Here is a 24,997-nt window from a genome sequence, read left to right on the forward strand (position 1 = left end):
TTGCTGCATTTTCGCTAAGGCTATTTAGAATCAAATGATTTTGATTTATTTATTCACTTAAATAAATTTTAGCTGCTGCTGTTGCATTCGCCGTTGCATAAGAACCCATCGGTGCATCGGTATAACTGCCATCAGCATTCATAATAATCTGACGCTGATACTTGGCTGCCTGAATGTGTGAAGTACTGCTGCTATCATTGGAGTAGTTCACTGAACTGGCAATGATGCGGCCTTCACTGGATGATATGCTAGACGTGGTTGTACTTGCACTCAGGCCATGAGTATACAGATTTTGATAACGGCTGGTCACACGGCGTACATAATCCTGAGTCTCCCGGAAAGGCGGGATTCCACCATATTTGCTGACATTACCTTCACCAGCATTATAGCCCGCCAGTGCCAGGCTGGTATTGCCATTAAAACGCTTTAATAACCAGGCCAGATATTTGGCGCCTGCCATAATGTTCTGATGCGGATCATAAGCATTACTGACATTAAAGCGACGTGCTGTAGCTGGCATCAGCTGCATCAGGCCCTGAGCACCCACAGGAGAGCGGGCATGGGTATTAAAGCCGGATTCAGTATGCATGACTGCTTTAATTAAACCTTCAGACACACCATAAGTCTGTGCGGCCTGACGAATGATCGAATCAAAAGCATTCTTATTCTTGCTATAGCTAGGCAAAACCGACGACTCGCTGCTGCCCCAGTTACTATAGCTATGAATATTGCTATCCGGATAATAAGTCTTCTTTTCGACCTGAAGATGATTATAACGGCTCTTCTTATTGGTCAATAAGGTACTGCCGTTTTTATCACGCAACTGATAGATGGTTTCACCGGCATACACCAAATGACTGCAGCTCAGCATGACCAAGCTACCGATCAGTTGACACCCCAAGAAATACGTCTTTATTTTCATTGTTTATATTTGATAAATAATAAGCTAGAAAAATTCATGAATGAGTTTAACAAAAAATTACGTAATGCACAGCCTTATACGCTGCATTTATAAACGAGTATGTAAACGGGAAAGGCTGTCAATATTTTGAACACTAAAATATTTTTTTTATTTAATTTAAAACCTTAGGGTTGACAGGTTTAACTTATTGATTTTAATAACAAAATAAATTGATCAAAAAATGATCAATTTAAAGAAAAGCCTTAAATTTTGAGGTGAACAAGTTGTCAAGTCCATTTCAATCCACAAAGTTATCCACAACTTTTGTGGACAACTGTGGAAAAGTCCAAAAGATAAGCATCTCGCTTAAAAACTGAACTAAATCGTTCAATATATCAATCTAAATAAAACATGAAAATGAAACTAATATGGCATTTGTATGAAAATAAATTCTTTTGATGCGATACGGAACCGAATCAGCTAAAATTGCGCGGTATTTTTATTTATGGGTTATTCTCGTCTATGTACTCGCCAGTTGAATCCGAGCAAGGATTTAATTTCAAACCTGAACTGCCAACAAGCTCTGCCTACTACCGTTTGTTGAAGAAGCTTCGCCGCCAGGTCGGACATGCCATTCGCGACTTCAAGATGATTGAAGACGGCGACAAGGTCATGGTGTGTATTTCTGGTGGTAAAGACAGTTATACCTTGCTTGATATCCTGCTTCAGTTTAAACGCATTGCACCGATCAACTTTGATGTGGTGGCGGTTAACCTGGACCAGAAACAGCCCGGTTTCCCGGAAGATGTATTACCGCGTTATTTAGAAGAAAATAACATTCCGTATTACATCTTGGAAAAAGATACCTACAGCATTACCAAAAAACTGACACCGGAAGGTAAGACTTACTGTGCAGTATGTTCACGTCTGCGCCGTGGTTCTTTGTACGGTTTTGCTCAGGAAATTGGGGCGACTAAAGTAGCACTGGGTCATCACCGTGATGATATTCTGGCAACATTCTTCCTGAACCTGTTCCATGGGGGCAGCCTGAAAGCCATGCCGCCAAAATTGCTGTCTTCTGACAAAAAGAACATCCTGATTCGTCCTTTGGCTTATGTGGAAGAAAAAGACATCATCAAATATGCACAGATGCGTCAATTTCCAATTATTCCATGTAATTTATGTGGCTCTCAGGAAAATCTTCAACGTGCCATTATCAATGACATGTTACGTGAATGGGACAATGCGCATCCAAAACGTCTGCACAGCATCTTTGGTGCCTTGCAAAATGTTTCACCATCTCAGTTAGTTGACCGTGAATTATTTGATTTCGAAATTCTGGATAGCCAGCGCGAATTCGATTTCAAAGGCAGCTGTTCCACTGAAGAGGCGGTAGAAAGCGAGAACCGCCGCATCAATATGGTCAATCTGGGCTTTGCAGCAGACTAATTGATCTATATAAAGTTAAGCCGATACAGGCATGGGCTACGGCCGATGCCTGAATCAAAAATAATGCAAGATAAGAACTACAAAAATTGAACGGTGCGTACAAAATTCGTTAGCCTTTGCCATAATGATCATGTTATAACAAGTCACAAGCATAATAGCTTCAACCTGATGTCGTCTGGATAGCCGACACAAATGAATAAATAAATTGAGGAAAGATCATGCCTGCTTTTTTAACTGATGATTGGTTTTCGACTGTAGACACGCTCACTGCACAAGCTGGTGATTTGGATTTGCCACCTGCTTTGGCGAATCTGGCAATTAATTTGGTCGTTGCAGACACTACAGGTAATACAGAATTATCTTTGGAAGGTGGCGCGATTAAAAAAGGTTTATCTCCAAATGCAAAAACAACATTGAACATGGATGGTGAAACCTTACGTAAAGTTTTCCTTGAGTTTGATATGGCGGCTGCAATGCAAGCCTTCATGACAGGTAAAATCAAGGTGCAAGGCGATATGTCTCAATTGATGGCATTGCAAACAGCAAAGCCAAGCCAAGCACAAAAAGACCTGTTCAAGAAAGTTCTTGAAAATACCACAGCTTAATAGTTTTGATCTAAGAAGCTGTAGTAACAAAAAAGCTTACCCTGAGGTAAGCTTTTTTTTTATAGCTGAATATCTGGATTTGAAATGATCAGGCTTAAATATTCACCAGCTGTGGAGTGGTCTTGATGTGTTCCAGATAGGCACGGATACGGGTCACGTATTGAAGAGCCTGACGGTAACGACCATTGTTAGCTTTATTCTGTTCCAGATAAGCATACAGGTTTACCCAGTTATTCGGATTCTTGCCTTGGGCCTGAATACGTTTTTGCAGCTGATTCACAGCACCTGGACCCATGTTATAGGCAACCAGAGCAAACCAGTTACGATCCGGATAAGGGATATGTTCATAACGACTCAGCATCTGGTCATAGTATTTGGCACCCCCATCAATACTTTCGCCTGGATCTGTCCGGTTACTAACCCCCATCGCTTTTGCGGTAGAGCTTGTGAGCATCATCAGACCGCGGACACCGGTGGGAGATACGGAGTTTGGCTTTAGATAGGATTCCTGGTAACCGATCGCGGCGAGCAGGTGCCAGTCCAGATCGTACTGCTGAGCAGATTTCTGGAAGCTCGCCTTGTATGTGGGGAGGCGCTGGTTCAGATCCTGTTGAATTTCATCCCAAGAATGTTCTTCTACCACATTCTGATTGTAGAAGGATGCAAGCTGCTTGATCGCACCGCTTTGTTTGCCTTGACATACAAAAGCACTGGCAGTTTGACTCAAGGGATCACTGGCTGATTTAAATACCAGATTCAGATTGGCATTCAGTCCATTACTGGCCAGCGAAGATTCATCACCACAAGTGGCAGAAAAAGCCGTTAAACGCTGTTGTTCAATCGTACCCAGATCAGTGGTGGTCATGGCCAGATTGGCTTTGCCCTGCGCTACCCATTTCAGGGCCGTGGCATTATCCGGAACAGTTTTAAAATCCAGCTTAACATTCAGGCTGTTGGCATAGTTGCGAACCAGGTCATAACCAAAACCATGCTGATGTTGTCCATCCTGAAACACAGTCGTTGGACTTTGAACTGCGACGACGGTGAGTTTGTTGCTATTGACCACATGATCATATTGAAGTGTGGTTTTAGTGGCATTGATACTATGAAAGGGGATAAGTGCCGTACTCAGTACCAGTGCTTTTACAGGGAGAGAAGAGATAAAAGAGCTAAGGCAAAGCCTCGACCCAGTGGTTGAACTACTGTGCATGTTGTCTCCGCTACAAGTAATTTATGCCCTAAAAATCACAGCCAATACTAGCCAGAAACTTTTAAAAGTTTGATAAATTCAATAAGGGTTGGGCAGTCATGACGTCATTCAAAAATGACTAAATTGATCGGGAAATATGTAGAAAAACTACATAGATTAAAAAATAAGCGATTCCAAAAGTAGGGTGCATATTAAAGATCAAAAAATGAATTGTCAAATTTTGTACATAATTTATTTTTTAAATGTAATTTAAGTTGTTAAATTTATTGAAGAAAAAAATTGCATATTCTAGCTTGTCCTAAAACTCCAAATAAAATAAGCTCTTAATGTCTAAAAACTGGTTCAAAATTGGCAATTAAAATACATGAAATCTAACCTGATTACCCGTGGTGGACATGATAAATTGGTGGCAGAACTTAAAAATCTCTGGCATGAAGAACGTCCTGAAATTACCAAAAAAGTGAACTGGGCAGCCAGTCTCGGCGACCGTTCGGAAAACGCAGATTACCAGTATAACAAACAGCTTTTACGTAAAATTGATCGTCGGGTTCGTTATCTGGGCAAGCGTTTGGAAGAGCTGCGAATTGTTGATTTTTCTCCTGAACAGGAAGGCAAAGTTTATTTTGGTGCCTGGGTCGAAATTGAAAATGAACAGGGTGAGCAAAAGAGCCTTCGGATTGTGGGCGTCGATGAAATTTATGATCATCATCCCCAGCATATTTCGATTGATTCACCCATGGCACGTGCCCTGTTAGGCAAGTCAGTGGATGATGAAGCTGAGGTGATGACACCATCCGGCAAGAAACTCTGGTTTATCAATTCAATTCGCTATGAAAAGCCAGAAAATTCAGAAGATTAATGAAATTGATTTTATTTTGTGCAGTTGATGCAGAGAAATTGGAAAAATATTTGCCAAGCGCAATTTTTATTTATATGATGGCGGCCATGGAAGCGTGGCAGAGCGGTTTAATGCACCGGTCTTGAAAACCGACGAGGGCTTATACCCCTCCGTGAGTTCGAATCTCACCGCTTCCGCCAGATACGAAAACCCCGATCATTGATCGGGGTTTTTATTTTTAACTCATTAAAATGATTTTAAATTTTCATTGTTCAAAATGATGTGAACATTAAGGCTAAATTCATTCTGAAAATAAAAATATCAGCCCCTAAATCTTATGTATAAAATTTTATCTACTCTAAAATTTTCGTCTGATTTTTAACTGAATGAACTGATTTTTACAGAAGTTTTGCGAAAATTTATTGCCAAGAAACAGAAATATTTATATGATGGCGGCCATGGAAGCGTGGCAGAGCGGTTTAATGCACCGGTCTTGAAAACCGACGAGGGCTTATACCCCTCCGTGAGTTCGAATCTCACCGCTTCCGCCAGATACGAAAAACCCCGATCATTGATTGGGGTTTTTTATTGTCTGATCATTGGGGTTTATAGGTCAGACTCAGATGGAAGGCTGCCCTGAATTTCCTGTTGTATCCATGCAACAAATTTTTCAATCAACGGTGAGCTTTCCTGACTGGAATGGACCAGATAATAGCCTCGTTTCTTTTCTAAGGTCTTACTGGATACCAGCACCAATTCCTGTCGCTTTAATTCTTTTTCAATTAGCATTTGCGGGATCAAGGCCATTCCCATGCCATGGCTAGCCACTACAGCGAGCATAGAAAACAGTTCATGTCGTTGCCCCTGCAAAGGATTTGGATGTTGGATCTGATGTAGCTTGAACCAGTCTTCCCAGATATTCGGCCGGGTGGTTTGCTGTAATAAAGGGAGTTGAACCAGTTGTTCAGCACTTAAGTCATAGCTGTAGTCATTAATCTTCTGTGCATCGGGAAAATACTGTTGAATCAGGTCAGGTGCACAGACAGCAACTACATCTTCATGCATTAGAAAATGGCTATGCGTACCAGGCCATTGTTCGACCTGTTGAGGTGTTCCTGCATAAATAGCAGCATCGAAAATCTGTTCCTGAAACAGAAAAGGGCGGGTGCTGGTTTCCAGATGTATCGTAATTTCAGGATACAGCCGATTAAAGCTCTGGAGTTTAGGTAATAGCCAGCGCGTCGCAAAAGTAGGTACTACGCCCAGTTTTAAAGTGCCGCCACGCCCTTGATGCGTTATGACATCTAGTGTTGCCTGTTCCAGTCCTTTGAGATGCGGAGTGATACTCTTTAAATATTGTTGTCCAGCATGATTGAGTTCTACACCATGCCGCGTACGGGTAAATAAAGCTGTGCCTAAATACTCCTCCAGTTGCTGGATCTGGCGTGAAACTGCACTTTGGGTTAAAAACAGTTCCTGCGCAGCATAGGTATAACTGGCATGACGTGCAGCAGATTCGAAACAGATCAGCGCTTGCAGGGAGGGTATTTTTCTACGCACCTGTTTATCCTTGAACTTAAAATAGTCAGATATCAATAAATGGTATATCACTCTTATACTACTATACGACTTTGGTATAAAAAACAAGCAAATTAGCTAAGAAAATAATTTCTGGAAATAGCAACTTATATAAGGTATGCGCAAATTGCATAGCTGCATGCAAATTTATTGTTTGAACAAGTCATGATTCATGCCTAGAGTCACTCTGAAGGATAAAACAACATCTAATAGATAGATGAAGGATTGGCAGGGAATACTATGAATCAAATGGTCGATACGAAAAAAACCAGCAAAGTCTATTTTAACTGGCAGGATCCGTTCTTACTGGAGCAGCAGCTGACTGAAGAAGAACGCATGATCATGGAATCTGCGCGTGCATATTGTCAGGGACAGTTACAGCCGCGTGTATTAGAGCAGTTCCGTCATGAAAAAACCGATCCAACCATTTTCCGTGAAATGGGTGAGTTAGGTCTACTTGGTCCAACGATTCCAGAACAGTACGGTGGCGCAGGTCTAAATTATGTCAGCTATGGCCTGATTGCCCGCGAAGTAGAACGTGTGGATTCCGGTTACCGTTCTATGGCCAGCGTACAAAGCTCATTGGTGATGGTGCCAATCAATGAATTTGGTTCTGAAGAGCAGAAACAGAAATATTTACCGAAGCTGGCGACTGGTGAATATATCGGCTGTTTCGGTCTGACTGAGCCTGATCATGGTTCTGATCCGGGCAGCATGATTACACGTGCCAAGAAAGTCGATGGTGGTTACCGTCTGACTGGCGCGAAAATGTGGATTACCAACAGTCCGATTGCAGATGTATTTGTTGTGTGGGCGAAAGAAGTGTCTCCTGAAGGCAACGTCGGTGATATTCGTGGTTTTATCTTGGAAAAAGGCTGGGAAGGGCTTTCTGCACCAGCGATTCACGGCAAAGTAGGTCTGCGTGCATCGATCACCGGCGAAATCGTCATGGACAATGTTTTTGTACCAGAAGAAAACGCATTCCCGGAAATTCGTGGTTTGAAAGGTCCATTTACCTGTCTGAACAGTGCTCGTTATGGTATCGCCTGGGGTGCGATGGGTGCAGCTGAATTCTGCTGGCATACAGCGCATCAATACACCATGGACCGTAAACAGTTCGGCCGTCCATTGGCTGCGAATCAGCTGATCCAGAAAAAACTGGCAGACATGCAAACTGAAATTGCATTAGGTCTACAAGTGGCTTTACGTTTTGGCCGCATGAAAGATGAAGGCATTGCATCAGTTGAAGGTACTTCACTGATCAAGCGTAATAACTGTGGTAAAGCACTGGATATTGCCCGCTTAGCGCGTGACATGATGGGCGGTAACGGTATTTCTGATGAATTCGGTGTAGCACGTCATCTGGTAAATCTAGAAGTGGTCAACACTTATGAAGGGACCCATGATGTACATGCCCTAATTCTAGGCCGTGCGCAAACGGGTATTGCTGCATTCTCCAATTAAAAGAGGAAAATTTTTCGTGCAGGGTATGGCTTTCAATCGCCTAACCTTGCGTCATTTTCTTACTCCAATTACACTCCTTTGCCGAAGTGATGTTTGACTTCGGCATTTTTTATATCTCTATGTTTGCAAGAATTCATCTAAAGCTTGAGTGAAAATAGTCACATTCCGGTTGACGCGGTATGATAGACAGATTCAGTCATTGGAACAGATTATGAAAATTGTCGCAGATGAAAATCTGGCATTTACCGATTATTTCTTTGCAGAATTTGGCGATATTCAGCATCGTGCAGGAAGAACTCTCACTGCGAACGATGTAAAAGATGCCGAGGCTTTATTGGTCCGTTCCGTGACCAAAGTCAATGCAACACTCGTACAGGACAGTCAGATTAAATTCGTCGGCAGTGCCACCATTGGTACAGATCATCTGGACATTGCTGCACTAGAACAACAGAACATCCGCTGGAGCAATGCACCCGGTTGTAATGCGCAGGCGGTAGCTGAATATGTGATTACAGCTTTATTATATTTACAACCCCAATTGATCAATGCAAATAAAGAATTCACCTTGGGCATTGTCGGTCTAGGAAATGTCGGTTCACGTTTGGCAACAATGGTCAAACTGCTGGGCTGGAATGTGATTGCCTACGATCCCTTTGTACAGCGCGATCAGGTTCATCAGGTTGAATTTGAAGAACTGCTAAAGAACGCAGATGCTATTTCCATTCATGTACCTTTAACCAAAACAGGTCAGCATCCGACTTATCATTTGATTAATGCTGCTGCACTTGGACAAATGAAGCCTGAAGCCATTTTAATTAATTCGGCGCGTGGGCCAGTTGTTGAAGAAGCGGCGCTAATTGCTGATATTCAGGCAACTCAACGTCAGGTTGTACTGGATGTGTTTGAACATGAACCGGAAATTTCTGAACAGCTACTGAATCTGATTACTTTGGTGACACCGCATATTGCAGGTTATAGTCTGGAAGGTAAGGCACGCGGTACTCAAATGATTTACGAGGCATTTTGCCAGACTTTCGGCTTTGAAATTAAAAAGCAGTTTGAAAGTCAGCTGCCTGTTTGTGAACAGTTTTTCCAGAACCAGGATTTAAAACTGGCGCTGCAACAGCATTTATCCCAGATCTATGATATTGCCCGTGATGATGCCAATCTGCGTGCATGTTTAAAAAATGGCAAAGTCGATCAGAAAGCATTTGATCATTTACGCAAGACTTATCCTTTACGACGTGAATGGGCCTCTCATGGAGGGCCAAAGGCATGAGTCAAACTGTATCTTATCAACCAACCTGTGATTTAAAAGCCATTAAAGCACGTGCCAACATGTATGCCCAGCTCCGTCAGTTTTTTGCTGAACGTGACGTGCTGGAAGTGGAAACACCGATTTTATCTCAGGCTGGCGTGACCGATGTGCACCTGGCTTCGATTCAGGCCCAGCGTCATGTCATGGGTAAGCTCGGCACACATTATCTACAGACCTCACCTGAATTTGCCATGAAACGTTTATTGGCCAGTGGTAGTGGGCCGATTTACCAGATCTGTAAGGTGTTTCGCGATGATGAACACGGCCGCAAGCACAATAGTGAATTCAGCATGCTGGAATGGTATCGTCCGGCCTTTAGTCTGAAAGATCTGATGTTTGAAGTGACAGATCTGTTAAATGTGACACTTAAGGCACGTTTTGGAGAAATCCGCCCCACTGTGCTCAGCTATAAACATGCCTTTATGGATCGCCTGGATCTCAATCCTTTACAGGCCACTTTACAGCAACTCAAAGATTGCTGTCGCAGGGTAGGTCTCAATCTGGACTTGGGGGATGACCGTTTAGGGTATATCGACCTTTTATTCTCGCATATGGTCGAGCCAAGCCTGGGTTTCGATACGGCTGTATTTCTGACAGATTTTCCACCGGAACTGGCATCATTGGCTAAAACCAGAATCGATGAAGATGGGGAGCTGGTTGCTGCCCGTTTCGAGTTGTATATCGAAGGGCTGGAACTGGCCAATGCTTATGATGAGCTGATTGATGCTGAAGTTTTGCGTTCCCGCTTTGAAGCAGATAATGCAGAACGGGCAGTGCTTGGCTTGCATGTCATGCCGATTGATGAGTATTTGCTGGCGGCATTGCCACAAATGCCGGAATGTTCAGGTATTGCCCTAGGTCTTGATCGCTTGCTGATGATTGCAACCAATCAGATGAAATTGGAAAAAGTGATTACTTTCCCGGCTGAAATTTCATAAATTAAATTCACGATTGATCAGCTGGTTATGACTGGCTGATCATTCCAGATTCTTGCGAAATCCAATACTGTAACTGTCAAATCCCAGTCCTTGATAAAAGGCATGCGCAGGATAGCGTTCTTCGCGATTTCCGCTGTTGAGCTGAATCATCTTGAAGCCTTGCTCTTTTGCAATCTGTTCAATAGCAGCCATTAATTGCTTGCCTATACCTTTTCCACGATAGGCCTGATCAATTACAAAAGCCTGAATCCTTAAATATCCACCGTCAAATTCCCAGGTGTATTCCTGAATAAAACCGGCATAGCCGATCACATGTGAATCCTGTTCTATAACTAGTGTCTGATAATGACTGTCTTGATGAATCCGTTCCCAACGCTGTTTGATACTTTTCAGCGTAGAGGGATAGCCAAGCTGAATCGTGAGTTGATGAACGTCATACAGGTCTTTTTCAAGATCCAGTTGACGGATGAGATAAGTCATTAGACATATTCTTAACTAAAAATAATATCAATCATAATCAATATTTACTTTGCTTAAGTGTTGAAAGTGCACAGTAGCTTCAAAGAATTATTGCTATCTATATAGAAAATCGAGATGAATGAGATTTCAGATATTAAATAAAAAGGCCCCTTGAAGGAGCCTAATGTTTAAAGTATGGCACTATGCTGTTCTTTCAGTTCTGCTAAAGCCGCAATCCGTCTTTCAATCAGCATTTCACCAATATCCGGACCTTGAATTTCTGGTGGCAAGTCTTGTGCTTTAATGCTACGTACGACCTGCATGGCATCCAGCACATATTGAGCCTGAGGATAAGCACGATTTTCTAGACCCAAACGTCCACGGGAGTCACATTCACAAGCCTGTACAAACGCTTCAACACGTTCAGGACGACGTAAAACATCTAGACGCTGTAATAAACGCCATAAAGTGCCAGGTTTTAAGTTAAAAGCCTGGTGACATTTTAAGTGTTCTTTACAAACTGCCAATGCCAGCTGTTTGGTATGAGTCGGAACTCTTAAACGTTCACACAGCTCATTTACCGGTTTGATCCCACGTTCTTCATGCATGATATGGCGTGGCAATTCTTCAACAGGGGTTAATGCCTTACCCAGGTCATGAACCAGAACTGCAAAACGAACATCCAGAGTATAATTTTGGCGGCAGGCTTGCTGTAAAGACATCATGGTATGAATACCACAGTCAATTTCCGGATGATATTCAGGACGTTGCGGAATGCCATATAAGGCATCCAGTTCCGGGAACAGCACTTTTAAAGCACCACAACTACGTAATACTTCAAAATACACATCTGCATCCTGTTCCATCAGTGCGCGTGTGGTTTCTTTCCAGACCCGCTCAGGTGTCAATGCATTAAGCTCGCCCGATTCCGTAAGCTGCTTCATCAGCACCAACGTTTCTTCTGCAATGCTAAAACCCTGATGTTGATAACGCGCAGCAAAGCGGGCAATCCTTAAAACACGTAAAGGATCTTCGACAAAAGCTTCTGATACATGACGCAGTACACGATCAGCCAGATCTTTTTGACCGCCATAAGGATCATAAATCTTACCTGAATCATCCATGGCCATGGCGTTGATGGTCAGGTCACGGCGGATCAGATCCTCTTCCAAGGTGACATTGATATCGGTATAAAATTCGAAACCATGATAACCATAGCCAGACTTGCGTTCGGTACGTGCCAGAGCATATTCGTCTTTGGTTTCAGGATGAAGAAAAACAGGGAAGTCCTTGCCAACAGGTTGAAAACCTTTAGCAAGCAATTGTTCCGGCGTCGCGCCGACAACCACATAATCTTTTTCGTGATAGGGGTGTCCAAGTAAATGATCCCGAACTGCACCGCCTACTAAATAAACTTGCATGAAAAAACCTCTATTCTTACAAGCATCATGCTACAGAATAGAGGTTTTCTCAAGTCAAGAAGTTACGCTGATGCGTACATTCCTTAAAGCGCGTTTTTTTCTGCTTCCTGAATTTCAGCGACAGTTAACGCAGTCATATTCACTACGCGACGAGTCGTTGCAGTTGGTGTCAGGATATGAACAGGTTTCGCAGCACCAAGCAGGATAGGACCAATGGTCACGTTATTACCTGAAGTTGCTTTTAACAGGTTAAACGAAATATTGGCTGCATCCAGATTTGGCATGATCAGCAGGTTTGCAGAACCTTTGAAACGAGAGTTCGGGAATGCAAACTGACGGATATTTTCGTCTAATGCTGCATCACCATGCATTTCACCTTCAACTTCAAGCTCAGGTGCAGTTTCAGAAAGGATTTCATATACACGACGCATTTTTTGTGCGCTGGCATCGTGCTGGTCTGAACCGAAACTAGAGTGAGAAAGTAGGGCAACACGCGGTGTAATACCGAAACGACGTACTTCTTCAGCAGCTAGAATCGTCATCTCAGCAAGCTGTTCAGCTGTTGGATTACGGTTGATGTAGGTATCCGCGATGAACAGGTTACGCTCTTCCAGCATTAATGCATTTAAGGTAAAGAAGGTATTATGGCCATCCTGTTTGCCGATGACATTGCTGACAAAGTCTAGATGGATGTCGTAGCTTGAGTAAGTACCACATAACATACCGTCCGCCATGCCATGACGTACCAGCATCGCAGCGATCAGGGTAGAACGGCGACGTGCTTCACGGTGTGCATATTCAGGCGTTACACCTTTACGTTGCATCAGGTTATAATAGTCGTCTGCAAATTTTTCGTAATCCGGGTTCTTTTCCTGATCCACGATGGTGATGTTGACACCATCTTCAAGACGTAAGCCCAATTTCTTGATATTGGCTTCGATGACTGCTGGGCGACCCACCAGAATCGGTTTAGCCAAGCCTTCATCCACTGCAATTTGCGCAGCACGAAGTACACGCAGGTCTTCACCCTCTGCATAAGCGATACGTTTAGGATCTGTTTTAGCTTGTGCAAAGATTGGTTTCATCATGAAAGCTGAGTTGTAAACAAACTCAGACAGACGTTGACGATATGCCGAGAAATCTTGAATCGGACGAGTCGCTACGCCAGAATCCATTGCAGCTTGTGCAACTGCAGGCGCAATTTCCAGAATCAGACGTTGATCCAGTGGACCAGGAATCAGGTAATCACGACCGAAAGAAGCTGATTTTTCACCATAAGATGCAGCATCTGCTTCTACATGTGCCATGCGTGCAATTGCGTGTACGCAGGCAATTTTCATCTCTTCATTAATGGTGGTGGCACCAACGTCTAATGCACCACGGAAGATATAAGGAAAGCACAGTGCGTTATTTACCTGGTTCGGATAGTCAGAACGGCCAGTCGCCATGATCACGTCATCACGAATTTCGTGTGCATGTTCAGGCAGAATTTCTGGATCTGGGTTCGCCAAGGCAAAGATAATTGGATCTTTGGCCATCAGTTTCACCATTTCTTTGGTGAGAATACCGGCTGCAGAAAGACCCAAGAACATATCTGCACCTGCAATCACGTCACCGATTTGAGAGGCATCAATGTCTTGTACATATGCTTTTTTTGATTCGTCCAGACCTTCACGTTTAGTTGTTAATAGACCACGTGAGTCAGCAACGATGATATTTTCTTTTTTCGCGCCAAGGGCACAAAGCAAGTTCAAGCAAGACAGGGCAGCAGCGCCGGCACCTGAAGCAATGATCTTGATTTCATCAATTTTTTTGCCGTTTAATTGCAAAGCATTAAGAAGAGCAGAACCTACAATGATTGAAGTACCATGTTGGTCATCGTGGAACACAGGAATTTTCATGCGTTCACGAAGTTTTTGTTCAATGTAGAAACATTCTGGAGCCTTGATGTCTTCCAGGTTGATCCCGCCAAAAGTGGGCTCTAGAGAAGCGACAATATCAACAATCTTGTCTGGATCATTTTCAGCAATTTCGATATCGAATACATCAACACCCGCAAATTTTTTGAACAGTACGCCTTTACCTTCCATGACTGGTTTAGACGCCAGTGGGCCAATATTACCCAAACCAAGAACTGCTGTACCGTTACTGACCACTGCAACCAGGTTACCGCGTGCGGTATAAAGTGCAGCTGTTGAAGGATCGCGTTCAATCTCAAGACATGGTGCGGCAACGCCAGGCGAGTAAGCAAGGGCTAAGTCACGTTGGTTGACCAATTGTTTGCTTGGTGTAACGCTGATTTTTCCTGGAGTAGGGAATTCGTGATAGTAAAGAGCCTGCTGCTTTAAAGATTGTTCGTCCATCTGTATCTCTATCGTTGTAAAGATTACCCAGAAAGCGGGTAAAAAATTGCATTTATGGCTCTGAATATAACATTTGTTAAGCACTTAGCCCAGTCAAAGTCGACCATTTTTGCGACAATCTTATTCGAGGTAGATATAGACTTAGACTTGATATATATAAGTTTCAGCGACGCGATTCTGTTCTAAATATGCAGTTGCTTCCAGTTCCGGCAATGGCTTGGAGAAGAAGTAGCCTTGGGCAATATCACAATCTAAATCACGCAGATATTGCAGCTGTTCTTCAGTTTCAATACCTTCAGCGACGACAGTCATGCCCATGGCTTTACCCATCGCGACCATGGCGCTGACAATCGCTTCCTGTTTATGTTCACCAATTTTAGAAACAAAACTGCGGTCAATTTTAAGGATGTCAATAGGAAAATCGGCAAGATAGGATAAAGAAGAATAACCAGTTCCGAAGTCATCTAGCGAGATATTAATCTGGCGCTGCTTGATCTGGTTCAGCAGATTTTTGACAGATTCAGAGTTTTCAATCAGTGAAGATTCAGTAATTTCCAGTTCCAGACTGGTGCCAGAAATCTGGTTTTCGCTAATGGCCTGATCCAGATCATCGAGTAACTGACCACGACGCAGTTGCTGTGCCACGATATTCACAGAGACACAGATATTATGAAAGCCAAGATCATTCCATTCACGAATCTGTTTGGCAGTTTGCTGAATTACCAGACGGCCGATCTCGGAAATCAGGCTGGTCTGTTCGGCTAAAGGAATAAACAAGCTAGGTGGGATGATGCCTTTTTCTGGATGTTTCCAGCGCACTAAAGCTTCAAAGCCATAAATATGCTGGTCATTGAAATTAATTTTCGGCTGATAATAAACTACGAGTTCGCCATTTTGGATGGCTTTACGCAGATCGCGTTCAATGAAAATTCCTTGCTCTAGCAAAGCTGTATTTTCATTGGAGTAAAAATGGATAGTATTCCCGCCTAGATTTTTGGCTTCACTCAGCGCCTGTTCTGCACAGTTATTTAAATAGTCTAACTGACGACCATGATCTGGATAGAAGGCTACACCCATCGACAGGGTAATCACATAATCTTGGCCGAAAATATGGAAAGGAGCCTGGAAGGCTTCAGCAATTCGTTGACAGTGTTCCTGTACAGATGGGCGAATATGCGAGATTTCATACAAAATCGCAAAATCGTCACCATTTAGATGGGCAACAAACAGGGCTTCTGCATTGGTCAGACGTAAGCGCTGTGCCACCTGACGCAACAGCTCATCACCACCATTATTAGACAGGTATTCATTCAATGGACGGAAACGGTCGATATTGAGTCGAATCACCGCCATTTTCTTGATGGAATCTTTTTGCGTCATCAGATACTGATGCAGCTGGTAGTTATAGTAAAAACGGTTTGGCAAATCAGTTAGCGTGTCATAATTTTCCAGATAAGACAGGCGCTGTTCCTGTAATTTACGCTCAGTCAGATCAGAGACAATGCCGATATAGTGGGTGATACGGCCTTCATCATCGGTAATCGCATTGATATGCAACCAGAGTGGCATTTCTTTGCCGGACAGGAATTTTTCACTCAGTTCGCCATCAAAGGAACCGATTTTCACGACTTGCTTGATGATATTGGAATGAATGCTGCGCTGCTGTGACTTATGACTTGCAGTAATATCAAACAGATATTTACCTAGAATTTCATTACGTTCAAAACCGGACAAATTCTCGAAATAAGGATTCACTTCGATATAACGTAATTCATCATTTAAAATGAAGATTCCTTCAGCCGCCTGCTCAATTACACTTGCTGCCAGTTTCAAGCGTTCTTGAGAACTACGTTCCTGTTGAATATCTCGTAAAATTCCAACCATGCGTAAAGGACGGTGAGTTTCGGGATCGCGACTGATCACCCGGCCTACATCATGTACCCAGCTCCAGACTCCCGGCGCTTGCTGAATCCGGTAAGTTACTTCATAGCGCTCAGTTTTCCCACGCAGGTGCTGTTTCATATTGCTTTTAAACGCAGCCAAATCATCGGGATGAATCATATGCTGTAACTGCAAATGATGCTCACTGGATTTCCGTTGTACCTTCTCATCTTTATGATTGGTCAGCAAAATACTGCGGTCTTTGATATTCCAGTCCCATGGACGGATGCCGGCGATTTCATGGGTCAGCTCAAGGTTTTGCTGCTGGTTTTTCAGATCAATATTAATCTGTTCGATATCATAAGTACGTTCACGAACTTTCTGTTCCAGTAACTGATTGCTGAGCTGTAGCTCCAGTTCGATATCTTTTGATTTATTGACTTCAGTCTGTAACTGTTTGCACAGTTCATCCGTCCAGGCGACCTGCTGTTCGGCATTGCTCACCAGTAATTCATTTTCCGCATAAAGGCGGGAAGTACGTGTGTGAATACGATAGGTACTATTGGCACAGAGCAGGATCACAATAACTGCAAAATTTAGAGCTAGACCAAAGACCGGATTGGCACCAGAAATATGAAAAAACTGAAAGAGTAAAAAGGGTACTAATGAAGGTAAAAATACCAGTGAAAAGTAACTGAGCTTCTGGGTTAAATAAGTCAGACCGAAGGCTTGAGTCACGATTAATAGCAAAGCCGAAAGGGTTAGTGCTTCTATTTCATCAAAATTAATATTGGCCTGCGGCAAGTAATAATAGATCAGGGAAATACCGGAAGCGATACAGCAACCTACCGCAAGGCTCTGAATCTGTAACCAGTAATGTGCGTTTTTGAGTTGATATTGTTCAGGTTTAAAATATAGGGTATTGATGAGCCAGCACATGCTGACGGTAATTTCAGTCAGGATAAACCAGAGATTAAAATAACTATTCGATAAGCTATATTGAATGTGATAAACACAGAAAATATAGAGGCAAATAATCATGATACTTAACAGAAAATATCGGCTATGTCGAAGCGTGTTCGCAATCTGAGCACGATGCAAGTGCTCTTTGATATAAGCCTCTTGATTATCAATCATATAACTAAGTGCCTTGTATTCGTCCTGAACGGTGCTTATCCTAGATTTTAATTTTTATTCAAGCCTGAATGATTCTTAAATCAATCAATATGTGTTTCATTATTATTGACTCAAGAGTAGAGTGCTTATAAATAAAAATCAATAAAATTAATAACTAAATTTTACAATTTTGACCGCTTAAATAGTGTAATTCAAAATTGAGAGGGCAACGACAGGAGCAGTTTCGGTACGCAGCACACGTTCACCAATACACCAATTGACAAAGCCTTGCGCATTCGCCGCTAGGATTTCTGCTTCACTCAAGCCGCCTTCAGGGCCAATCAGCAAAGCAATATCCGGCGTGGCATTCGCCAGAACATCAATTTCTTCTTTATTTGGCGCTAGCACCAGTTTGGTAGTAGGAAGATCGGTTTCCAGCCATTTTTCAAGTGACATTGGCGCTAAAATTTTAGGGACAATGTTCATTCCACACTGTTCACAGGCGGCAATGGCTACACCTTGCCAGTGATCCAGTTTTTTCTGGTCGCGGTCGTATTTCAGGCGCATCTCACAGCGTTCAGAGGTTAAAAGCTGAATTTCAGATACACCCAGTTCGACCGCTTTCTGGATCGCATAATCCATGCGGTCACCTTTACTCATGACCTGGCCAAGCAAAGCTTTAAATTTTGGTGTGCGGTCAGTAGGGTTATAACTATTGACCTGTACAGCAGCCGACTTTTTGGAAACTTCAACCAGTTCAACTTCATATTCACCACCTTGTCCATTAAACAGGGTGGCTTTTTCGCTGACTTGAGCGCGTAAAACTTTAACCCAATGATGAAACACTGTTTCAGTCAGTTCTACAGTGGTATCTACTGCTAAATCAGCTTCAATAAAAAAACGCGGCATTAAAGTTTTACTCTCAAATCAGGTATTTTACTTATGCAAGACCGAGGTCTTTAACAAGTTGACGGGTTGGATCAGTGGTATTCATGGTATAGAAGTGCAAGCTTGGTGCACCGCCAGCAATCAGGCGTTCGCAGAATTTCACCACGACTTCATGACCAAAGGCTTTAATGCTTGCAGTGTCATCCCCATAAGTTGCCAGTTGCTTGCGAATCCAGCGTGGAATTTCTGCGCCTGTACCATCTGCGAAGCGAATCAGGTTGCTGGCATTGGTAATCGGCATAATACCCGGCGCAACCGGAATATCAATTCCAGCTTTCTGGATACGGTCTACAAAGTAGAAGTATGCATCTGGATTAAAGAAGAACTGGGTTAAGGCAGCATTGGCGCCAGCATTTACTTTATCAACAAAGTGCTGAATGTCTTTATCAAAGCTGTCTGCTTGAGGATGCATTTCAGGATAAGCCGCAACTTCGATATGGAAATGATCACCTGAATGTTCACGGATAAAGCGAACCAGATCCTGTGCATAAGGCAATTCACCTAGGCCCACCTGACCAGATGGCAAGTCACCACGCAGTGCGACAATACGATCAATCCCTTGTGCTTTATACAAATCAAGCAGTTCAGCGATACGCGCTTTGTCATCGCCGATACAAGACAGGTGAGGAGCAACGGGTGTGCCTTTACCGTTAAAATCATTAATCGTAGATAAAGTACGTTCACGTGTTGAACCGCCAGCCCCATAAGTCACAGAGAAGAATTCTGGATTCAGCAGTTGTAGTTCTTGATGTACGGTTTTAAGTTTTTCTGCACCCGCATCAGTTTTAGTCGGGAAAAACTCAAAAGAAATTGGAATCTGTTTAGACATGTTCAAATCCTTTTTATAAATACTTGTATTTTATAGATTACCCTCATCCTAACCTTCTCCCAGAGGGAGAAGGGACTACCATTGTGATAGTTAAAGTCTTTAAGATTTACCCTATAACAATTTTCACAATGGAAATCTCCCTCTCCTTATAGGAGAGGGCCGGGGTGAGGTGGAAATCAAAAATTAGTATTTATAAGCATCAGACTTGAATGGACCTTCAACAGGTACACCTAGGTAATCTGCCTGTTCTGGAGTCAATTGAGTCAGAACACCACCGAAACCGGCAACCATTGCAGCAGCAACTTCTTCGTCTAATTTCTTAGGAAGCAGTTCTACACGAATCGCTGCTTGTTTTTGATCTTCAGGAAGATCCGCAAATTTCTCAGCGAACAGGTGCATTTGACCCAATACTTGGTTCGCGAATGAACCGTCCATCACACGTGATGGGTGACCAGTTGCATTACCCAGGTTTACCAGACGACCTTCAGAAAGCAGGATCAGGTAATCATTTTCATTTTCTGAACGATATACTTGGTGTACTTGAGGTTTCACTTCAACCCATTTGTAACCACGTAGGTAATTAGTATCGATTTCAGTGTCGAAGTGACCGATGTTACAAACCACTGCGCCAGCTTTCAGTGTATCTAACATTGCAGCGTCACATACGTGGTAGTTACCAGTGGTAGTCACGATCAGGTCGGTATTTTGAAGAAGATCAACGTTCACATCTTCTTTTTTGCCAGTTTGAACGCCATTTTTGTATGGAGAAACCACTTCATAACCGTCCATGCATGCTTGCATCGCACAGATTGGATCGATTTCAGATACACGTACGATCATACCTTCTTGACGAAGAGACTGAGCAGAACCTTTACCTACGTCACCATAGCCGATCACTAATGCACGACGGCCAGAAAGCAGCATGTCAGTTGCACGTTTGATCGCATCATTTAGAGAGTGACGGCAACCGTATTTGTTGTCGTTTTTAGACTTGGTTACTGAATCGTTGACGTTGATCGCAGGAACTTTCAGAGAGCCGTCTTTCCACATTTCCAGAAGACGTGCTACACCTGTAGTTGTTTCTTCAGTAATACCGTGGATTTTTGCAATCAGTTCAGGATATTTTTCGTGAACAACAGCAGTTAAGTCACCACCATCATCCAGAATCATGTTGGCATCCCAAGGTTTGCCGTTCACATTGATCTGTTGTTCAAGACACCACATGTATTCTTCTTCTGTTTCGCCTTTCCAAGCAAATACAGGAATACCGCGAGCAGCGATTGCAGCAGCAGCGTGATCTTGAGTAGAGAAGATGTTACAAGAAGTCCAGCGAACTTCAGCGCCTAATTCAACCAGAGTTTCAATTAAAACCGCAGTTTGAATAGTCATGTGGATACAGCCAAGAATTTTGGCACCAGCAAGCGGTTTAGCAGCTGAGTAGCGTTTACGCAGACCCATTAGGGCTGGCATTTCAGCTTCTGCAAGTTTGATTTCTTTACGGCCGTAGTCAGCTAGGGAAATATCGGCAACTTTATAATCTGTAAATGAAGCATTAACCGCGTTCATCACGATCTCCTTATAAAAAACAATAATTGATCATTCAGTTCGCGGATGCCGTTGTTGGTCTGTCTAGAAAAAGTTGGACCGATCGTCGAGCCTGGCGCTTTTACATTTCGTACCTGTAAAACGTCGCAGCATCCCTCGACTAGCGGGGTATTGTACTTGGAATTTAAAAGAGGGGAAAGAGAGTTACAGCTTAATTTCAAAACGCTTAGGTAGTTGTAAATACTTTCCAGAATTATTTGACCATCTTAATGAGCCGTAACCACTCATAATTCTATGTCCAATCCAGCGTGTATCAATAATAGAGTTTTCTGCATTTACAGGATTGACGAGTAAAAGGCTGCCCATGAAAGATAGCCATTCTTTATGGGTAAGCAACTTTCTTGAATACGCATGGAAAGAATGACCACTAGAAAAAAAAGTCATCTCTTGAAAAATTTTTTTATCTATAAAGTTGTTGAGTCTATAAAAAGCTTCACGTGTAATTTCATTTTTGATTGTAAAATCAATCATAGGTACATGGTAAGTTTTACCATATTTGGTTTTTATATTCGAATGAAAAGCAAGCTCCTGATTACTATTTAAAGAGTTGATTAAATTTGAAATATATATTTCAGTAAATTCTGTTCCATTAGGATGAACAAATTCTCTTTCATCTGACAAAGAATCAGGTAAATAAATATACTTAGACAATGAATAAGTAGATTCATTGTCTAAGACGGATTGGATTAGATAAAAGGGATGATCTTTGCTGATCATTGAATTCGAATACCTTCTAATAATTGATACATTTCTAATGCGAAATCATCGGTCATTCCAGAAATGTAATCAACAATTAAATGTGCACGATATAAAAATTCTTTATCAGGATTTTGAAGAGTAGCAGTACGGTATTTATCGACATAGGTAGATGGTAATCTTCTAAATAGGCGTAGTTCAAAATCTAATTTATTTTTTCGAATGTTCTCATTCAGAATCAAAGATTCAAATTTTTCTTTAGGTAATTTTAATAAAAGTTCATAGTGATTCAGTAATCCTTGAATAATATTTCTACCAGCCAACTCAACTTTTTCTGCTGATGGATCAGAGTAAATGCGAGCTATTGCAATTTTTTTTACTTTCCTCAGTAATTTGCTTGTATTTGAATCCTTGACTAATAAATCAACTTTCTCACCTAAAAGTATTTTCTCTAAGTTTACGCAAAATTGCTCAGCAACTTCTTTAACAGCTTTATGAATAATAGGCGTTTTAAACTTAATAAATGAAAATGCTAGAAACTGATCAGCATGCACTCCAAAGGTAGATTGGAAATCAATATGTTCCTCTACACAATATTCTTTAAAAACCTTTAAAAGTTCTTCTCTACTGATGATTTTTTTATCTAGGGCATCTTCTAGATCACTCATTGAATATGCAATTTCATCTGCCATATCCATAATTTGCATATATGGGAATGATTTATACGGTGACCAATTAAGTTGATTACAGGCAGTGTTATAGGAATCTAAACTAGTATTAAATAAACCATTCTTTTTGCTAATTTTATCTTCAGGTTTTGTACTTTTAGACCATGGATATTTAACGATTGAAAGTAGTAAGGATGATGTTAAATTTAGTCCATGACAATCCTCACCATTTAATAAGTTTACAATGCGATAACCTTGAGGATTACCATCAAATTCTGTTAAATCAAATTCATCTAATTTAATATCATTTAGAGGGTGATTTTTTTTATCATCACCGCTTAATCCTTCAAAATCTGCAATAAATTTTGTGAACCATTCTTGAATTGCAGCTTCACCTAAATGACCGAAGGGTGGGTTGCCTAAATCATGTAGAAGACAAGCTGTTTCTACTGTACTAACAAATGCAGTTAAAACATCGTATTGTAATTGAGTCTTCAGACTAGGATGCTGGTCTAATAGAGTACTGATAATACTCTGCGCAATATAACGACCAACTTGAGATACTTCAAAGGAGTGAGTTAAGCGGCTACGTACAGAAGCATTTGCTTCTAATGGAAAAACTTGAGCTTTTTGTTGAAGTCGTCGGAATGCTGCGGCATTTATTACACGTCCACGATCACTTTCTGCTGCCTCTAACAATGTTGCATCTGCACGTGTAGCAGAACGTAGACGATCAGCTTTTAAATAACTAAATAACTTTTCAACTTGTTGTACTGAAGTTTGCATATTTCCTCTGGATGGATAAAATTTTATTTATCCATCCAAAATTGAGACTATTATTTAAAATTCAAGTTATTAGGGTATAAATATTTTTATCTTAAACAATATTTTTATTCTATGTCCTGCTCAATTTCATCTGCTTTCTTAGTCCAGTAATCTGCCTGTATGTCATCAACGACCACACCAAGACCATTGGCATAAATAAAGGCAAGATCACGCATGGCTTGAACTTCACCCCATTCAGCTGCTTGCTTTACAAGAGCGATAGATTTTTCAACATCTTTTTCGACCACATCACCACGACGGTAAAAGCCAGCCAGCTCCAAAGTTGCCGTAGGGTGTTTTTCGAAATTGGCTTTGCTCAACCAGTAATAGGCTAACTCAAAGTGAGCTTTAGAATCTTCTGGGTCTTCCTCAGCGATTTCTTTGGCATAAACCGTATAACCCTCACCGAGCCAGTACATGGCTTCAACCCAGCCACCATTGGCTGCTTTCAATGCCCACTCTTCGGCTAGCATGATGTCTTCGTCATGCTCGCTTTGCATATAGAGTTCGGCAAGCTCAAATTGGGCTTCGGCATTGCCTGCCAGTGCGCGGTTTGCCAGCGTGGCAGGGGGAGAAACACGCTCAGTCATGTCAGTATCTCAAATATCTTTGTATCTAGATTAAAAGGTTCAAAATAAAAAAGCTAATCTGAAAATTGGCTTTTGTACAAAAGTCGACTGATAGCGCTTAAAACATGCAAACGAAGCTATTTGTTTAAGGGAATAACAATAAAATGAATAGAAAGAGAACAAGAATAAATTTAAATAGTTTTCAATGATTCAGAAAACAAAACAGCGGCCCGAAAGCCGCTGTTGATATACGATTAATGAGATAAAAATTTAGTCTTGCTGGATTCCTGCAACCACCCAATCTTGTTGAGAGCCGGCAGGTTTGACAAAGTGCCAGATTTCAGCAAACGGTTGAGGTTGGCTATTCAGGTCTTCACTTACAGTACCAGTGAAACGTACGCTTACTACGTATTGACCATTCTCATTCGATGAATCTACCACCATTGCATTCAGGTTAGAGAACTCAGCTACGTCCTGATCCTGATTTGCCATAATGTCGTTATACATCGACTGGTAAAGATCAGGGGTTAGGTAACGTTTAATTTCTGAAATGTTGCTCGCCGTATTCATTGACTGAATGTGGTTGAAGCGCTGACGTGCAACACGTAAGAAAGTCGCAGGTTCTGTTCCATCTGGAAGCTGGTTGCCGCTATTGGTATAGGCTGCACCAAATGGGGCGTTATTTACCGGAGCTGAACCAAACGGTGCATTCGTGCTTGTACTACCACCTACGTTCTGACCAAAAATATTGGTGTTGTCACCACCGCGAGGAGGCGTTTGACCAAATGGTGCTGAATGACCAGCACCACTATTTGGGGCATATGGATTAGAAGCTACTTTTTTTTTTGCGCCCATCTTACGGAAAATGAAGAAGGCAACAGCGGCAGCAAGCAAGATCCAGATCCAGCCAGGAATACCACCTTTTTCCTCTTGTTGCTGTTGAGCTGCTTGAGCTTCAGAAGCCGCTTGTACTTCTTTGTCATCAGCCAGCGCATTGGCAGCAACCGCACCCACGGCAGCACCTGCTACACCGGCAGCAACCATACTACCTACACCTGGGCCAGATCTTTGCTGAGTTGCAGCACCAGCGGCTGGAGCCTGTTGTGCTGGCGCAGCTTGACGAGGTTGTTGATAAGATTGAGTAGGCGCAGCAGAACGTTGCATACCATGGCTTTTACCGCCACCGGCACGTTTTGCTTCAGCAGTTAAAGGAGCAACCAGTAATGCTGCTGTTAAAAGACCTGCAATCAAACCACGCTGTCGAACTTCCATTCAATTTTCCTATGTGAAAAAAACTTATTTGAATACTCTATTTA

Annotated in this window: 20 protein-coding genes and 2 tRNA genes; 8 read left to right on the top strand and 14 right to left on the bottom strand. The window is 42.2% G+C overall.

Translation table 11 applies throughout. The annotated features are described in order from the left end of the window. Positions 1-49: 49 nt before the first annotated feature. Entirely contained in the window at positions 50-922 is an 873-nt protein-coding gene (locus tag FTV31_RS01565) for a lytic transglycosylase domain-containing protein (RefSeq protein WP_180012755.1), read from the bottom strand. A gap of 501 nt (positions 923-1,423) precedes the next feature. Between FTV31_RS01565 and ttcA the strand changes: the two genes are divergently transcribed. Continuing rightward, entirely contained in the window at positions 1,424-2,350 is a 927-nt protein-coding gene (gene ttcA, locus FTV31_RS01570; RefSeq protein ID WP_180012756.1) for a tRNA 2-thiocytidine(32) synthetase TtcA, read from the top strand. A 218-nt stretch (positions 2,351-2,568) separates the two neighbouring features. Beyond that, entirely contained in the window at positions 2,569-2,955 is a 387-nt protein-coding gene (locus tag FTV31_RS01575; protein WP_004784757.1) for an SCP2 sterol-binding domain-containing protein, read from the top strand. Between the two features lie 94 nt (positions 2,956-3,049). Here the strand turns inward: FTV31_RS01575 and FTV31_RS01580 are convergent, their stop codons facing one another. Continuing rightward, the gene (locus tag FTV31_RS01580) at positions 3,050-4,165 is read right to left on the bottom strand and encodes a transglycosylase SLT domain-containing protein (protein ID WP_180012757.1); all 1,116 of its coding nucleotides are present in this window, start codon (positions 4,163-4,165) and stop codon (positions 3,050-3,052) included. Between the two features lie 364 nt (positions 4,166-4,529). Between FTV31_RS01580 and greB the strand changes: the two genes are divergently transcribed. The 3 genes from greB to FTV31_RS01595 all read left to right on the top strand — a co-directional run bounded on the left by greB (position 4,530) and on the right by FTV31_RS01595 (position 5,554). Further along, positions 4,530-5,024, top strand: coding sequence for a transcription elongation factor GreB (gene greB / locus FTV31_RS01585; RefSeq protein ID WP_159123487.1), 495 nt, complete (start codon positions 4,530-4,532; stop codon positions 5,022-5,024). A gap of 88 nt (positions 5,025-5,112) precedes the next feature. Next, positions 5,113-5,203, top strand: a tRNA-Ser gene (locus FTV31_RS01590). Between the two features lie 260 nt (positions 5,204-5,463). Beyond that, positions 5,464-5,554, top strand: a tRNA-Ser gene (locus FTV31_RS01595). Positions 5,555-5,609: 55 nt separating this feature from the next. On the opposite strand, the gene FTV31_RS01600 is transcribed toward FTV31_RS01595, so the two are convergent. Beyond that, a complete protein-coding gene (locus FTV31_RS01600) occupies positions 5,610-6,563 on the bottom strand; it encodes a LysR substrate-binding domain-containing protein (RefSeq protein WP_180012758.1) in 954 nt (317 codons plus the stop codon). A 258-nt stretch (positions 6,564-6,821) separates the two neighbouring features. Here FTV31_RS01600 and FTV31_RS01605 point away from each other — a divergent pair, with 258 nt between their 5' ends. The 3 genes from FTV31_RS01605 (at position 6,822) to epmA (ending at position 10,301) form a co-directional block, all read left to right on the top strand. Then, complete coding sequence (locus FTV31_RS01605) at positions 6,822-8,045, top strand: acyl-CoA dehydrogenase (RefSeq protein ID WP_180012759.1); 1,224 nt, start codon at positions 6,822-6,824, stop codon at positions 8,043-8,045. Between the two features lie 211 nt (positions 8,046-8,256). Continuing rightward, complete coding sequence (locus FTV31_RS01610; protein WP_180012760.1) at positions 8,257-9,324, top strand: 4-phosphoerythronate dehydrogenase; 1,068 nt, start codon at positions 8,257-8,259, stop codon at positions 9,322-9,324. Continuing rightward, the gene (gene epmA / locus FTV31_RS01615; RefSeq protein WP_180012761.1) at positions 9,321-10,301 is read left to right on the top strand and encodes an EF-P lysine aminoacylase EpmA; all 981 of its coding nucleotides are present in this window, start codon (positions 9,321-9,323) and stop codon (positions 10,299-10,301) included. Before FTV31_RS01610 ends, epmA begins: the two co-directional genes overlap by 4 nt. 39 nt (positions 10,302-10,340) lie before the next feature. Here the strand turns inward: epmA and FTV31_RS01620 are convergent, their stop codons facing one another. From FTV31_RS01620 to FTV31_RS01670, 11 genes are all read right to left on the bottom strand, one after another. Beyond that, positions 10,341-10,781: a GNAT family N-acetyltransferase gene (locus FTV31_RS01620; protein WP_180012762.1), complete on the bottom strand. Its 441-nt coding sequence runs from the start codon at positions 10,779-10,781 to the stop codon at positions 10,341-10,343. A 167-nt stretch (positions 10,782-10,948) separates the two neighbouring features. Beyond that, positions 10,949-12,181, bottom strand: coding sequence for a multifunctional CCA addition/repair protein (locus tag FTV31_RS01625; protein WP_180012763.1), 1,233 nt, complete (start codon positions 12,179-12,181; stop codon positions 10,949-10,951). A gap of 83 nt (positions 12,182-12,264) precedes the next feature. Continuing rightward, complete coding sequence (locus tag FTV31_RS01630) at positions 12,265-14,544, bottom strand: NADP-dependent malic enzyme (protein ID WP_005236761.1); 2,280 nt, start codon at positions 14,542-14,544, stop codon at positions 12,265-12,267. Positions 14,545-14,685: 141 nt separating this feature from the next. Next, the gene (locus tag FTV31_RS01635; RefSeq protein WP_180002092.1) at positions 14,686-17,562 is read right to left on the bottom strand and encodes a bifunctional diguanylate cyclase/phosphodiesterase; all 2,877 of its coding nucleotides are present in this window, start codon (positions 17,560-17,562) and stop codon (positions 14,686-14,688) included. Between the two features lie 177 nt (positions 17,563-17,739). Next, positions 17,740-18,450 (bottom strand): 16S rRNA (uracil(1498)-N(3))-methyltransferase, encoded by a 711-nt coding sequence (locus FTV31_RS01640; protein ID WP_180012764.1) that lies wholly within the window; start codon positions 18,448-18,450, stop codon positions 17,740-17,742. Between the two features lie 31 nt (positions 18,451-18,481). Continuing rightward, positions 18,482-19,318 carry a methylenetetrahydrofolate reductase [NAD(P)H] gene (gene metF, locus FTV31_RS01645; protein ID WP_180012765.1) on the bottom strand — a complete coding sequence of 279 codons (837 nt, stop codon included), beginning with the start codon at positions 19,316-19,318 and terminating at the stop codon, positions 18,482-18,484. Between the two features lie 183 nt (positions 19,319-19,501). Continuing rightward, the gene (gene ahcY / locus FTV31_RS01650; RefSeq protein ID WP_005236746.1) at positions 19,502-20,884 is read right to left on the bottom strand and encodes an adenosylhomocysteinase; all 1,383 of its coding nucleotides are present in this window, start codon (positions 20,882-20,884) and stop codon (positions 19,502-19,504) included. A gap of 183 nt (positions 20,885-21,067) precedes the next feature. Then, on the bottom strand, positions 21,068-21,640 hold the full coding sequence (locus FTV31_RS01655) for a hypothetical protein (protein WP_180012766.1): 573 nt from the start codon (positions 21,638-21,640) through the stop codon (positions 21,068-21,070). Further along, complete coding sequence (gene dgt / locus FTV31_RS01660; protein ID WP_180012767.1) at positions 21,637-23,073, bottom strand: dGTPase; 1,437 nt, start codon at positions 23,071-23,073, stop codon at positions 21,637-21,639. Before dgt ends, FTV31_RS01655 begins: the two co-directional genes overlap by 4 nt. Positions 23,074-23,177: 104 nt before the next feature. Then, positions 23,178-23,702, bottom strand: a complete 525-nt coding sequence (locus FTV31_RS01665; RefSeq protein WP_180012768.1) for a tetratricopeptide repeat protein — start codon at positions 23,700-23,702, stop codon at positions 23,178-23,180. 249 nt (positions 23,703-23,951) lie between these two features. Further along, positions 23,952-24,953 (bottom strand): Tim44 domain-containing protein, encoded by a 1,002-nt coding sequence (locus FTV31_RS01670; protein WP_180012769.1) that lies wholly within the window; start codon positions 24,951-24,953, stop codon positions 23,952-23,954. Positions 24,954-24,997: the final 44 nt, after the last annotated feature.

It is taken from the genome of Acinetobacter sp. YH16031 (assembly GCF_013417335.1).
Taxonomy (GTDB): Bacteria; Pseudomonadota; Gammaproteobacteria; order Pseudomonadales; family Moraxellaceae; genus Acinetobacter.

Bases quoted from the DNA above. Each gene is read 5' to 3' on its own strand.
- FTV31_RS01565 (WP_180012755.1), bottom strand. From the start codon at position 922: ATGAAAATAAAGACGTATTTCTTGGGGTGTCAACTGATCGGTAGCTTG.
- ttcA (WP_180012756.1), top strand. From the start codon at position 1,424: ATGTACTCGCCAGTTGAATCCGAGCAAGGATTTAATTTCAAACCTGAA.
- FTV31_RS01575 (WP_004784757.1), top strand. From the start codon at position 2,569: ATGCCTGCTTTTTTAACTGATGATTGGTTTTCGACTGTAGACACGCTC.
- FTV31_RS01580 (WP_180012757.1), bottom strand. From the start codon at position 4,165: ATGCACAGTAGTTCAACCACTGGGTCGAGGCTTTGCCTTAGCTCTTTT.
- greB (WP_159123487.1), top strand. From the start codon at position 4,530: ATGAAATCTAACCTGATTACCCGTGGTGGACATGATAAATTGGTGGCA.
- FTV31_RS01605 (WP_180012759.1), top strand. From the start codon at position 6,822: ATGAATCAAATGGTCGATACGAAAAAAACCAGCAAAGTCTATTTTAAC.
- FTV31_RS01610 (WP_180012760.1), top strand. From the start codon at position 8,257: ATGAAAATTGTCGCAGATGAAAATCTGGCATTTACCGATTATTTCTTT.
- epmA (WP_180012761.1), top strand. From the start codon at position 9,321: ATGAGTCAAACTGTATCTTATCAACCAACCTGTGATTTAAAAGCCATT.
- FTV31_RS01620 (WP_180012762.1), bottom strand. From the start codon at position 10,781: ATGACTTATCTCATCCGTCAACTGGATCTTGAAAAAGACCTGTATGAC.
- FTV31_RS01625 (WP_180012763.1), bottom strand. From the start codon at position 12,181: ATGCAAGTTTATTTAGTAGGCGGTGCAGTTCGGGATCATTTACTTGGA.
- FTV31_RS01630 (WP_005236761.1), bottom strand. From the start codon at position 14,544: ATGGACGAACAATCTTTAAAGCAGCAGGCTCTTTACTATCACGAATTC.
- FTV31_RS01635 (WP_180002092.1), bottom strand. From the start codon at position 17,562: ATGATTGATAATCAAGAGGCTTATATCAAAGAGCACTTGCATCGTGCT.
- FTV31_RS01640 (WP_180012764.1), bottom strand. From the start codon at position 18,450: ATGCCGCGTTTTTTTATTGAAGCTGATTTAGCAGTAGATACCACTGTA.
- metF (WP_180012765.1), bottom strand. From the start codon at position 19,318: ATGTCTAAACAGATTCCAATTTCTTTTGAGTTTTTCCCGACTAAAACT.
- ahcY (WP_005236746.1), bottom strand. From the start codon at position 20,884: ATGAACGCGGTTAATGCTTCATTTACAGATTATAAAGTTGCCGATATT.
- FTV31_RS01655 (WP_180012766.1), bottom strand. From the start codon at position 21,640: ATGATCAGCAAAGATCATCCCTTTTATCTAATCCAATCCGTCTTAGAC.
- dgt (WP_180012767.1), bottom strand. From the start codon at position 23,073: ATGCAAACTTCAGTACAACAAGTTGAAAAGTTATTTAGTTATTTAAAA.
- FTV31_RS01665 (WP_180012768.1), bottom strand. From the start codon at position 23,702: ATGACTGAGCGTGTTTCTCCCCCTGCCACGCTGGCAAACCGCGCACTG.
- FTV31_RS01670 (WP_180012769.1), bottom strand. From the start codon at position 24,953: ATGGAAGTTCGACAGCGTGGTTTGATTGCAGGTCTTTTAACAGCAGCA.